At 56.2% G+C, this 12,810-nt stretch carries 8 protein-coding genes; all 8 read right to left on the reverse strand.

Features of this window, described 5'->3' with window-relative positions; all coding sequences use genetic code 11:
* Window positions 1–96 precede the first annotated feature (96 nt).
* Window positions 97–615, reverse strand: coding sequence for an Hcp family type VI secretion system effector (locus K5621_RS16090; protein WP_025890191.1), 519 nt, complete (start codon window positions 613–615; stop codon window positions 97–99).
* Between the two features lie 262 nt (window positions 616–877).
* Window positions 878–2,152, reverse strand: a complete 1,275-nt coding sequence (locus K5621_RS16095) for a type VI secretion system ImpA family N-terminal domain-containing protein (protein ID WP_221049756.1) — start codon at window positions 2,150–2,152, stop codon at window positions 878–880.
* 75 nt (window positions 2,153–2,227) lie between these two features.
* Complete coding sequence (tssM, locus tag K5621_RS16100) at window positions 2,228–5,788, reverse strand: type VI secretion system membrane subunit TssM (protein ID WP_221049757.1); 3,561 nt, start codon at window positions 5,786–5,788, stop codon at window positions 2,228–2,230.
* Window positions 5,789–5,804: 16 nt separating this feature from the next.
* The gene (gene tssA, locus K5621_RS16105; RefSeq protein ID WP_071476949.1) at window positions 5,805–7,205 is read right to left on the reverse strand and encodes a type VI secretion system protein TssA; all 1,401 of its coding nucleotides are present in this window, start codon (window positions 7,203–7,205) and stop codon (window positions 5,805–5,807) included.
* 3 nt (window positions 7,206–7,208) lie between these two features.
* Entirely contained in the window at window positions 7,209–7,862 is a 654-nt protein-coding gene (gene vasI / locus K5621_RS16110) for a type VI secretion system-associated protein VasI (RefSeq protein WP_025012072.1), read from the reverse strand.
* Window positions 7,862–9,418 carry a sigma-54 interaction domain-containing protein gene (locus tag K5621_RS16115; RefSeq protein WP_221049758.1) on the reverse strand — a complete coding sequence of 519 codons (1,557 nt, stop codon included), beginning with the start codon at window positions 9,416–9,418 and terminating at the stop codon, window positions 7,862–7,864. Before K5621_RS16115 ends, vasI begins: the two co-directional genes overlap by 1 nt.
* Window positions 9,418–12,006: a type VI secretion system ATPase TssH gene (gene tssH, locus K5621_RS16120; protein ID WP_071476947.1), complete on the reverse strand. Its 2,589-nt coding sequence runs from the start codon at window positions 12,004–12,006 to the stop codon at window positions 9,418–9,420. The genes K5621_RS16115 and tssH overlap by 1 nt, the downstream gene beginning before the upstream one ends.
* A 10-nt stretch (window positions 12,007–12,016) precedes the next feature.
* The gene (gene icmH, locus K5621_RS16125) at window positions 12,017–12,808 is read right to left on the reverse strand and encodes a type IVB secretion system protein IcmH/DotU (protein WP_028781258.1); all 792 of its coding nucleotides are present in this window, start codon (window positions 12,806–12,808) and stop codon (window positions 12,017–12,019) included.
* Window positions 12,809–12,810: the final 2 nt, after the last annotated feature.

The following is a 12,810-nucleotide window of genomic DNA, read 5'->3' on the forward strand; positions in this document are numbered from 1 at the left end:
TGTCTCTCCATCAACCGTTTACACTGTCAGTTGACGTCCTCGCCAGAAAACACCCCAATGGCAAACAGCCACCGCAAGGCGGTGGCTGACACACTATCAGGCTTCGATGGGCTTGCGCCAGTCATCCGCACCTGAAGTACCGGCACTCACGTGGTCCCAGTCTATCTTGCGATAGGCCATTGACACCTCAACCAATTGAGTGAAATCTGCCTTGTTCGGGTCCTGGCAGTGTGGCATGTGGCAGTTGATGTCCACTATCGTCGCACCTTCAAGCTTGGTAGTGAAGAAGTGCTCCTGCTTGCCCTCGATAGAGGTGCGGTACCACTTCAGCTCAACCTTGTTCAGCTTCTCACCGGATGACAGCGAGTTGTACATCAAAGGCACCGCCTTGTTCAGCGCCACGGTGAACTTGAACGGCTTGTGCACCCGTTGACCCGAAGGCATACCTGACTGTGGGTCGGTCGGCACTGTCACCACATGGTTGAATTCCTGAACCAGCATCTCGTCTTCATGACCTTCCACAAAGATGTCGCCCACTGACTCGGCCGTAAACGCGCCTGCGGTGATATTGCCCTGGGTTTGACCTTCGATGGAGATATAACATGGTGTTGGCATGGTTAATTCCTTTTACTGTTGAATGAGTGATAAAACTTCATCAGCCAATGCCAGAAGCATGCCAAATCATAAGCCACTGTTTTACAACAACATCCAAACCTACCCCCACTCTCCGGGCAATTTCTTGCCCGAACCCGGGCAATTTTTTGCTCGCCGGGCAACTTCTTGCCCGAAGAGAGCTGCCTGAAAGAGTGGCCAAAAGCCGCCAAAGGCCAGAGCTCAAGAGCGAACACAAAGGCGGCCAAACGGGGGAATTCTTGTATTACATAACAACATCTTGAACGTCGGCCGCATCTTGGACATTAGCTCTATCTGAACCCGCCGCCATTGGCGCTTTATCCGAGTCAGGGGCGGTTTTGGCTGCCGGGTCATTTGTCACGCCAGAAGCCTGAGTGAGCCCCAAACTCTGGGCCAACAAAGTGCGCTTGATCAGCAGGGATTTCAGTTGCCTGTCCAGCAGTGCCAGCTCCTGAGCTGCACGCTCATTTTGCTGTTGCTTGAGCAGCTCATCGATGAAATAGGCTCTGGCCAACACGGGGGACAGGCTGCTGGCATACTCGGCCATATCCCGTGACTGACGCTGCAGCGCACTGAGTTTGTTGGCATCAAGCCCCTGCCATTGCTGTAACTCTTTGCTTAAGTTGGCCGCTCGGGTGCGGCTGGCGGCAAAACGCTGGAAATACTTGTCCAGTTCCAACAGATAATCCACCTGCTCGGGATAAACATATGGCTCATCGTTGGCCAAAGGTGCGGCGGCAAATAGCTGATCTATCTTCTGCCACAGCGGCAATGCCGTTTCAGTCGGCAACTGGGTCACCTGCTCGGGTGGTTTGGGCGCAAATCGCTCCGGCCAGAACTTCTGCCCTATGGTCAGCCCCAAAGGTTCGGCAAAGTGTCCCGCCGTCAATGCCAGCAACAAGAGGATTAGTCCCAGCGGCCAACTCAGCCCCTTGGAATTAGCCTGCTGCTGAGCACTTGTGGCAACAGCGGGTCGCTTGGCCGGCTGTTTAACGCCATCGATCTTGTCGAAGATTTGAAAGCCGAGCGCATCCAGGTTTGGCATCTGCTTGGGTTGACGCGCCTGCATCAGCTCAAACAGCTGCTGACAGGCATATTCACAACGATACCACTCACGGATATTGCCTTCAGTAGCCTGCATATCCTTGAGCTCCGGCAACAACTTACCTATGGCCCAGTTCAGTATTTCGGCGCACTTTTCCGGGCTGATAGTGCCCATCTCTTTCGAGTGCGCCAACACGGTTAACAGTAACTCCAGCCCGGATGCCAAACCGGCAATGCCGCGGGTCTTGGCTGCAGCCACCGAAAAGTAGCTGGCCGCCAGTAGATCCACCCCATCAGTCATCGCCAGGGTGGCGGCGAGATCATAGACCTTTTCCCAATCCGTCCCACCACTGAAGGGAGATTGGCGCCGGTTGATCTCACTACGCATCTGCTGATAGCGGTTATCTTCCCGAAGCTGAGCCGGTGCTGCGGTCATTCTGAACCATCCGGCATTCACTGTTGTTTGCTGTATCAACTTGGTACACCTCAAATTCCATTAAGTTGAGTCCCACAGGGGAATTGGGCTTCCACGCTGTGGAAGCCCGGCGGCTCAGTAGAGTGTTTTAGGCAACTGATAGTTGCTGAGCAGATTTGAGGTAAAGGGATTACTGTTGTCTGCCGTGTGGATCCGATAGGAGATATCGCCCTTATCCACATTGAACTGATAATCCACACTGGTCGAGCTGGAGCCGGTGATCCTGGCGCTGTCGAGCAACCTGAAGAATGCCCATGGGCCTTCGTAGCTCAAGGAACGTGGTGACATATTCACTTCGCTTGGCACCAAAGTCAGCTTACTCTCGGCCGTTTCCCGCAAGGTGTTGGGCCATACCAATTCGATGGCGCGACGTGGGCCATGGGTGTATTCCACGTACTGGCCATCGACGTTGATCACACTACGACGCTTGTTGGGGCTCATCTGCAGTGGCTCCAGGGTGAACTGTACGTCCAGGTTGCCCTTGAGGTTGAAGAAGGCGGTCTGGATCTGTTTCGCCTGCTCTATCGCCTGCAAGACCTCTTTACGGATCAGGCCTGTTTCACTGCCTGCCAGCTGGTTGAGCTGATCCATGTTTTCTTCCAGGAACATCCGCATCTGCTGATCATAGAAGGTATCCAGCGTGCCTTGCGGGCCGAAGAAACGTTCAAAATCGGCAATCGACACCTGTTTAGTGGCCTTTGGATTGAAGGGATAACGGGATGCCAGATTCTGCTGGAACTCCATATACACTTCGTTGTACCAACGCACCTCAAGATGCTTGATAGCACTCTGCAGCACGACCTTCCAGCTCTCCTTGGCCAACTTGGACACCATGGAGTCCAGCGGCTTGGGCAGGCCATCGGAAATACGTTCCAGCGCGTAAACAGGGTCGGCGTCGTTGAGCTTGAGCCTTTCCTGAGCCGCCTTCAGTGCCGCCTTGCCCACATCCGGGGAGTTTTGGATCCCGCGCAGATAGGCGTGCAGGCGCACCACGGCTTCCATCACTTCATCCAGATAAGCCGGCTTACCGTCCTGGGACTTGAGCATCTGGTTCAGTTCGACAAAGTCACCGTCTATGGTCGAGGCGATACGATACTGAGGCGACTTGAGCAGCGCCTGACGGGCCTGATCATCATCCGGCATATCCGGGAACAGCTGGGTATTGCTGCCCAGCGTTTCCAGCAGGCGCGACAGCGGCTTGTTGCTCATGGCCACGTTATCCAGTACCAACACCGCCTGGTTGATGTCTTCGAAATTCTTCAGTTCAAAACCATTCAGCGCCCGGCGCCAGCTGGCGTTATAGTCGGCCAGATATTGGGCCACTATCTTGTTACGCAGCGCCGTCTTGTCGGCATCGCTGAAGTCTGTGCTGTGAGCCTGGCCGAGTACCCAGCTGTCAATCAACGCCAGCTCGGCGACTGAATCAGATCTCGGGATAAAGAAGCGCTCAAAACCTTGTTTGGTGAGTATTTTCGGGATCTTGAAGATCTCAGGATCCTGCGCAGCTATCTGGGAGTCAAACACCAATTCATTGGCCGGTCCAACGGTCAAACGCAGATCCAGCGGCGCCCCCAACTGAGATACGGAAGAGGACTTGAGGTATCTGTATACCCGCTGTTCTATCGGCAACAGGCTCAGCTCATTCTGGGCCTGGGCCACCATGGTATCGAATGGCTTGAGCACAGTCTCGGCGTCCGGATTGGACTCCAGCCGTGCATGCTGCAAATCTGTGTGCAACAAGGCGTAATCCAGATGCTCCATCAGCTGGGTCTGCAGCTCACGATTGCCTTCATAGGCCTTCTGCCAAACATCGGCAAAGTATTCGCGAACAAAGCTGTCGCGGCGGCCACTCTTGTCGGCCAGCATTCTGAATACCCGCAATACCGCCAGCTTTTCATCACTGCCTTCTGGCGCATCGGCCAGATCCCGCGCTACTTGCCGGAGCAGTATCGGCAGATAACGATAAGACAGCAGGTTCAGATAGGTCTCTTCCACCTTGGGTCCTATGGTGTGACCCTGGTAGAGGCCGAGATCTGAGATTAACCTCGGCTTGTCACGGAAGAAACCAAACTCCAGCGTGGCCGCCCGAATGGTGTTCAGTGGCGGGATCACGTTGCGGGCCAGCGGATCAAAGTTGGTGTTATCGATAAGCTCGTTGTATTCATTCACCTTACTCAGCACGGCATCGGCCTGAGCGCTGTTGAGCAGGTAGTATCTGTGCCAGCTGCCAATCAAGAGCACAGAGGCGATGGAGCAGGCCACAAAGGACAGCGCCATGATACGGCGTTTTTGCTTGGCCACCTTGAAGTTGTCCGAAGCCAGACCCGCTTCCGGATATATGATGCGGGTAAAAAGCGAACGGGTGAAATAGGGAGTAGAGTTTTCACTGCGCTGGGCACTGTTGACCGACTCACTCAGGCCATAACGGCGGGAAGCGCCATCCACATAGGCATCTGTCGGCACACCTTGCTGATAAACAGAGGTCATATAAACCCCGCGCACCAGTGCCGAGGTCGAGAACTGATCGCTTGCCAACGCATCGACGAAAAACTCACGCAGCACCTTGTGGGCACCGGCAATCTGACGTGAGAAGCTGTAGATGGCCGAGCGTTCTTCCTTGTCGCGACACTGCAGCAGCGCCCTTGGCAAGCCGGCATTGATGCGCTGAATAAAGTCTTGCCAATCCTGATCAAACTCATTGAGCCAGCTGTCGAGATCGTTGACCGAATTCAGGGAGAAGGTGAAACCGAGGATCTCATCTCGCTGCGCCTGGGTGAAATGGCGGAAGAAGGGCTCAAATCCCAGCAGTAGATCCAGTTTGGTCAGGGTGATATACACGGGCAGACGAGTTGACAGGGTTTCCATCAGCTCGCGCAATCTGGCACGCAACAAGTGGGCGTAGGCCTTGCGTTCAGCCACAGGATCGCTGACCAGGCTGGCCATGTCCAGCGCCAACACCACGCCGTTCAGAGGGCGGCGACTGCGGGTGCGCTCCAGCCACTCGACAAAGTGCAACCACAGGCGGCGCTCTGTCTCGCCATCCGGGCTGGTTACCGAAGGCTTCTGGGTCAACAGCTCACCGTCCGGGTCAATCAGTACGGCATCGTCACCTATCCACCAGTCAAAAGAGAAAGGGTTTTCAGACTTCTTGCCCGAGGCTCGCATAACGGAAGAGAAAACAAACTTCTGCCCGGAGCGGTTAATCAGGCTGGTCTTACCGGCGTTTTCCACCCCAAGCACCAGGAACCAAGGCAAGGCGTACAGGTAGTTACGGGTGTTGAGGCTTTCTTTCATGCCCACCATCACCTCGTTGAGTTCCTGCTCCTGGCGTTCCACCAGGATCTTCACCGGGTCTTCCTTGAGCTGCTGCTCCCTGACCTTCAAGGCGCCGATACGTAACAGACGACGCCACTGCACCCAGCCCCAAATAGTAAAGCAGGACAGGGAGAAGATGGTGCTGGCTATAATTCGGGCCGTTGTCGATGCCAACGGTTTCTCACCGTCCAGCTCCAGCCAGGGGCCCGCCCACCAAATCGCCACATTGACCAGAACGAAGATAGCCACCAGCAAAATGGGCAGCGCCGACTTCAGTTCCGGCAACAGTTTCCTCAAAAAGGATTTGATCATCGACCACATATACATTTCCCTGTACCTAACTCAGATTGACTTTTTGTTGTAAACGAGACATCAGACCCGGCTCCCAATCCGCCAGACTGGTGTCCGTGGCCTGGCCAAGCAGCACTTGGTACTCCACCTCTGCCATAGCCCCTAACTGGTGTTTGTCTTTCAAATCGGCCCCCAGCAGCCGCAGATAGAACTTGTCCCTCGGCTCAGTGGCCTTGTGCAGTTTTTCGTTGAGCGCCGCAAATGCCAGCGACAACCCGCCACTGGCGGCCAGTTCCCAAATTTCCTGCTCGTAACTGTTGCCTTCGGCCGAACCTGAACCCTGCTGCTCGCTGCCGTTGAGCCAACTGCGGGTTTCTTTGGAAACAAAAGGCACGCCACCTTTGAACGACATATCCAAAAGCGCAGGCAGACGTTCAACAAAGGCTGCCGTCTCCTCCAGAATCGCCTGAGCCCAGGCCGGCTGCCCCAAGGTCTGTGCCAATTGGGCACTGAGACAATGACCGTCAATCCAGAAAGGACTCAGGCTAAGGCTCTGCTCTATGCGTCTGAGCAGCGCCAGATCCGGACTCTTGGCCAACTGGCTGCGATACTCGGCCACTCTGTCGGCAGAGATAGGCATCAGGCTGGTTTCGCCCTTGGCATTGGCATTTTCCGGCGCCGAGGTCACACTGAACCAGATGGCAAAGCGTCTGAGCCTGAGGCCAAGCGCCATGCCCGCCGGATTCTCGGCGATAAAGTCTGCCACCTTGAGCAGAGCTTGCTTGGTCGCCTTGTCACTGCTGTTGTCTATCTCCAGCCTAGGCATATCCCTGCTTTCACTGCTACTGCGGCTTTCACCGGCGCTGGATTCCTGCGCGGGTTTGGGCTTGTTGGCAGGCTCACTGCTGAAACGGCGCTTGAGCTTGGCCTCCAGGGCCTGCAGTTCATCCACAGGCAACTCTTTGGCGGCCGCGGTATCACACAGAGCCTTGAGAGACTGCAGCAATACCGACTTGGTGTCGGGATCGCAAAAATCGGTATCCAGCCCTTCGGCCGCCTTCAGGGTTCGCTGCACTATTTGGGCGAAAAACTTGCGCCTGGGCAACACGCCTCTGGGGCCCGGCGCCGGATGGCAAGTCTCCCAGAAGGAGGCCATAAAACGCTCCAGCAGTGCCAGCGAACAGGAGAAACGCTCCAAACTGCACTGATGCTGCAGGCACTGCAGCAAATAGGTGAGCAGTTTCAAATCCTTGCTCTTGGTTTCCAGCAACTTTAAGGCCGCACTTTCCACCTCGTGCCATTGCACTTCGGAATGCGAAAGCGACCCCACCTTCATCATCTGGCCTTCCACATAGTCAAACAGCACATCATCGCTGAGGCGCTCTCCTATGGGATTGGCCTCACTGATGGGGCGGCTGACTTTATCCAGGTATTGATTCAGATCCATCTATCACCACCTGCAAGATTGGCGCAGTGGCTTGAGCGCACTGCCAAGTTCTCGGGTATCAAACTGTAAGCCGTCTATCGCCTTGTTGGCCGAACGCAGGCGCACATCGTCGCCGCGGATCAGGGCTTTCATCACCTGAATGGCCGGCAGGCCGCGGCCGGTGCGAAAGATATAGCCGGTATCATCACTGAGCCAGCGCTGCGACTGCTGCTCGACGCCGTTGATCTGCAGCCCTACCTGGGCCCAACCATCTTCCAACGCCGTGGGCAACATCAGCTCGACCCGGCTGATATCGTCGATGCAGCTGAGCATAAGTACCGGACGCGGTGGCAAGGCGCCTATGGCGGGTGCGGTCAACCAGAGATCTTCTACGGCATCCGCTTGATGCCCGGCAATAAAGGCCATGCCCTGCTGACGATTTTTCTCGGACGCCATGGCGACCTGAAACGCCTCGGGATAAGGGCTGCTGTCAGTGGTTTGCTGCGGCACCACAGTTGCCACCGGAGTGTTGAACAGCTCATCGAAACAAGCCAGTCGCTCCAGTCTGGAGGGGATTTGGGTACAAGCCTCTGCCTTGGCCACTGTGTCGTCCGAGGCCTGAGCCGAAGCGGCCAGCCCCCACAGGCATAAAAATATAACGCCTTGAATCCTTGACATTATTCGTTAATCTCCAACTTCTGGCATTTGTGGGAAAAGGTGCGTTTCGGCATTCCCAGACTGACAGCCGCCTTGGCTCTGTCACCGTTGCAGGCCTTCAATCTGGCGCTGATCACCGCCCGCTCAAACTGAGCTACCGCCAGCCTGAGATCGGAAATGGTCTCAAACTCCTGCCCCTCTTCGGTAGGCAATTGCGGCTTGGGCATTTCCGAATCCGTTGCCGGCAAAGACGCGGTATCTATCTCGACACCGTCGGCGGTGAGGGCGCAGGCATAATCCAGCATATTGCGCAGCTCGCGGACATTGCCCGGGTAGCCGTGGTTCTTCAGCCGATTGAGGGCGCTGAAGCGGATGCCGGGGATCTGTCGCTGCTGACTCTGATTGAACAGTGCAATAAAGTGCGCCGCCAAATCGGGGATATCCTCGAGCCGCTCCCTGAGCGCCGGTACCTGCAGTGGAAACTGGCACAAGCGGTAGAAGAGATCGCGACGAAACTCGCCACTGTGGATCTGCTCCTTGAGGTTCACATGGGTAGCGGCCACCAAGCGAAAATCGGCGTAGATCTCCTTGTTGCCTCCCAGTGCCCGGTAGTGCCCCGTCTCCAGTACCCGCAGTAACTTGGACTGCAGATTCAAAGGCATATCACCGATTTCATCTAAAAACAGCGTGCCCTGGTGCGCCTGGGCTATCAGCCCCTGCTTATCCTTGTCGGCACCGGAAAAGGCCCCCTTGGCGTAACCGAACAGCTCGGACTCCAGCAGGTTTTCCGGTATTGCAGCGCAGTTGATCGCCACAAAAGGTTTGCCGCTGCGCTCGGAAAAGTCGTGTATCGCCCGGGCCACCAGTTCTTTGCCCGTCCCCGTTTCGCCCTGCACCAACACAGACAACTGCGAGGCCGCGCCGCGCACTATCTCCTGCCTGAGCTGACTCATGGCCTGGCTGTCGCCCACCAGGTTCTTGCCAAGTTGTTGCATGGCATCATGTTGTTGCTGCTGGCGACGCAGTTCATCGAGCGAGCTGGAGAGCTGAGACTGATCTGAATTCTGCCGCAACAACTTATCCAGCAACTGCCAGTGGCGCATAAAGACGGTGGCATATTGCTGCCAGTCCTGACGGACAAGCAGACCACTGCCCTGTTGCTCGGCCAGACGCAGACAGAGGATAGCCCGCACATGCCCCTCATGGCTCAGCGGGAAAAGCAGCAGTGCCTGCTCTTTGCCGACCCGATCGCACAGGCTGACAAAACCGCTGTGCTCCTGCCAGTAGGCGAGCCGGGCCTTGTTCAGCAGCATGGCTTCGCCTGTCTGCAACACATGGGCGAACGGATGACGAAAGTCGGTAACCGCCAAACAAAGCGCCTGCAATGGGATCCCTTCGCACAGGCCAAGGCAGGACAGTGGCTTGAGTTCCCGACCATCGAAGCCAGGCGCCAGAAACAGATGGTTATCCAGCCCCAGCTCCAATGCCAAAGTATCGAGAAACTGCTGCAACAGCCCATCAAACTGCTGGCATTCCAGCAATTTTGCCGCCTGTTCCAACCACTGCTCAGTCACCACTATCGCGCCTCTCCGAAGAACTCACCGTCACGGCAGCCCAGATGGATCTCACTGACCTCCTCTTTGGCCGCCAGCTTGTTGAGCAGCGACAGCGATAAGGGCGGCAGTACCTGGCCGTCTATGATGGCTTCCAGCATACGGGCGCCGTTTTCACTGCGGGTCGCGCGGCGCATGATTTCATCTACCAGAGCCTCTTCACAATGCACCTTGGCCTTGTAACGCTCCAGCAAACGCTGCTCCAGCGACGCCAACTTGTAGTGAATGATCTCCTTGAGCACCTCTTCACCCAGCGGCAGATAGGGCACTATCTCCATCCGTGCCAGCAGCGCAGGCTTGAAGAAGGCCGCCAGCTCAGGGTAAAGCTTGTCGTCCAGCAGCTCTGGCTGGGCGCTGTAGTCCACTATCGTCTGATAGCCCAGGTTGGAGGTCAGGAAAAACAGCACATTCTGGCAGTCAATCAACCGGCCTTCGCCATCGGCCAATTCGCCCTTGTCGAACGCCTGATAGAAGAGGTTCAGCACATCCGGATGCGCCTTTTCCACCTCATCGAGCAGCACTATGGAGTAAGGCATCTTGCGGATGGACTCGGTCAGAATACCGCCCTCACCGAAACCGACATACCCGGGAGGCGAGCCTATCAGCCTGGAGACAGTGTGCTTCTCCTGATATTCGGACATATTGATAGTGGTCAGGAATTGCTTGCCGCCATACAGCTGCTCGGCAATCTGCACCACGGTTTCTGTCTTGCCGACGCCACTTGGGCCCACCAGCAGGAAGGCGCCCTTGGGACGTCCGGCGCGGCGCAGATCTGCCCGGGCGGTGAGCATATTCTTGTGCAGGCGGGCAATGGCCACATCCTGCCCTTTGAGGCTATGCCCCAAGAGCTCAGGCAGATGGGTTATCTTGTGCAGCTCATCGCCACTCATTTGCGATACCGGCACGCCGGTCCAGTCGGAGATGACTGCCGCTATCTGGGCCTCATCCACCTGAGGGTAAATGAGGCGTTGATCGCCACTGATGGCTTCGAGTGATTCTTCGGCCTGTTGCAGCTCCAGCCGCAGCCCTTCGAGCTCGGCTTCATCGTCACAATCAAGAATGGCGCGTCTCAGGGCCACTACTTGAGTGACTCCCGCCTGTTGCTGCTGCCACAGGGATTCCAGCTCGGCATACTCACTGTCGGCTTCTTCCTGGGCTTGATGCAGATGATCCAGGCGTTCTTCATCAACCGGATGACCAAGTTTTTTCTGGCGCTCCAGCAGTTCGGTTTCCATATGGCGCTGATGGCGCAAGTTATCCAATGCCGCCAAACGCTTGGGGGTACTGCTGAGATTAATGGCGATTCGGGCACAGGCGGTATCCAGCACATCGATGGCCTTATCGGGCAACTGACGGCCGGAGATATAGCGCGCCGACAGATAAGCCGCCGAGCGCAGGGCGCAGTCCTGGATCAATACATTATGGGAAGACTCGTAGACCCCATGCAGGCCACGGAGAATATTCACCGCCTGCTCGACACTGGGCTCATCGAGCTTCACCAGTTGGAAACGGCGGCTCAGCGCCGGGTCTTTCTCGAAATACTTCTTGTACTCTTTCCAGGTGGTGGCGCCTATGGTGCGCAGCTCACCGCGGGCCAGAGCCGGTTTGAGCAGGTTGGCCGCATCACCGCCGCCTTCCTGATTACCGGCGCCTATCATGGTATGGGCTTCATCGATAAAGAGTATGATGGGTTCGGCCGACTGTTTGACCTCTTCAATAATCGACTTCAGGCGCTTTTCAAACTCGCCCTTGACCGCGGCGCCGGCCTGCAACAGACCAAGATCCAGCGACAACAGCTGCACCCCCTTGAGCGCATCCGGCACCCGGCCGTCACAAATACGCAGCGCCAAACCTTCCACCACGGCACTCTTGCCCACACCGGCATCACCAACCACTATCGGGTTGTTCTTACGGCGGCGGCTTAAGATGTCGATCATCAGGTTGATCTCATCATCCCGGCACAATACAGGATCCAGCTCGCCTTTGCGGGCCAACTCGGTAAAGTTGCTGGTGTATTTCGCCAGCGACGATTGGGCCTCATTCAGTACCGGCGCGCCGCGTTCGGCCTTGACCGTTTGCGATTCGGATGAAGCCTGGGTCAGGGTATTGAATTCCCGTCTCAGGGTTTCGCGATTGATGCTGCCAAGCAGAGTGGCGAGATCCCTTGGCAAGTAGCGCTCGGCCTGCATCAATGCGGCGGCGAAGATGGCGCCGGATCTCAGTTCCGTCTGGCCAAGTTCAGTGCTTGAAAGCAGCCAGGCATCCTGCAGCAGCTCGACCAGCAGCGGTGAAAATGCCGGATAGGTTTCAAGGCTCTCTTCCCTTGGCAGGGTTTCACCGGCAATTTGCCTTACCTGCTCGGCATCGACTTCGGCGGCTTTGAGCAGCAGACGCACATCACCCAACGGATTGTCCAACAGACAAGTCAGCAGGTGCATAAAGGTCACTTCCGGGTTCTGACGGGCAATACAGAGTGATGCCGCCTCTTCCATGGCGAGTTTGGTCACGGCATTGAGCTTGCCGATCAAGGTAGTGAGTTCAATTCGGATCATCACAGCTTCCTCAATTCAGGATCTGATACAGTTGCTTGAGCACGCCCGAGGATTTGTTCGCCAGGGACAGGGAATAAAACAGAAAGACTATGGTCAGCATCAGGCCGAAACCGGCAAAGACTGTCCAAATAGGCATCTGGCGCCCAAGGCGATAACGGGTGTTGACCACATGCTCTGTGGCCCCGGTCAGCAGTTCCGGCTCTTCTTCCCGGAGGTGGCGCAGGGTTTCATAGAGGCGGTTGACTATCTTGTCGAACTCCTCACGGCCGTTGGCCACCACCTTGTAGCGCCCTTCGAAACCCAGACAGAAGCACAGGTAGATAAACTCCAGCAGTTCACGATACTTGCTCGGTTCGGTTTCCAGACGCTGCAGGATGCCAAACACCTTCTCACCGCCCCAGGTTTCATTGTGAAAACGGGTCAGCAACGAATGTTCGGCCCAGGCACTGTCGGCGCCCCAAGGGGTATTCATCACGGCTTCATCGATAAAGGAACAAAGCACATAGCGATAGGCCAGCACTTCGGCGCGATCATAGCCCGCCTCGGTGAGCTCTGCCTCGATGGCCATGATGTCATCCACAGTGTTGTGATAGAGCTTTTCCACATCATCCAAGATGGCCAGCTTGCGTACCCGCAACACCATGCCGATAAGGGGGGATGCCGCATCGATAAGTGCATTGAGGCTGTCACCACGCAGTTGAAACCAATACTCTTTATCGGCATTCATGTTCTGCGCTTCGTCATAGAGCAGCTCTTCGACCTGCTCAGGCGATATAGGCTGTTTTTCTGCTTTGATATCCATTT

Origin of the sequence: Shewanella carassii, assembly GCF_019670705.1 — a bacterium.
GTDB lineage: Bacteria > Pseudomonadota > Gammaproteobacteria > Enterobacterales > Shewanellaceae > Shewanella > Shewanella carassii.

What these genes read in the sequence shown, in the direction of transcription:
- tssM (WP_221049757.1), bottom strand. Translation starts at nt 5,788, where the DNA reads ATGTGGTCGATGATCAAATCCTTTTTGAGGAAACTGTTGCCGGAACTG.
- K5621_RS16090 (WP_025890191.1), bottom strand. Translation starts at nt 615, where the DNA reads ATGCCAACACCATGTTATATCTCCATCGAAGGTCAAACCCAGGGCAAT.
- vasI (WP_025012072.1), bottom strand. Translation starts at nt 7,862, where the DNA reads ATGTCAAGGATTCAAGGCGTTATATTTTTATGCCTGTGGGGGCTGGCC.
- icmH (WP_028781258.1), bottom strand. Translation starts at nt 12,808, where the DNA reads ATGGATATCAAAGCAGAAAAACAGCCTATATCGCCTGAGCAGGTCGAA.
- tssA (WP_071476949.1), bottom strand. Translation starts at nt 7,205, where the DNA reads ATGGATCTGAATCAATACCTGGATAAAGTCAGCCGCCCCATCAGTGAG.
- tssH (WP_071476947.1), bottom strand. Translation starts at nt 12,006, where the DNA reads ATGATCCGAATTGAACTCACTACCTTGATCGGCAAGCTCAATGCCGTG.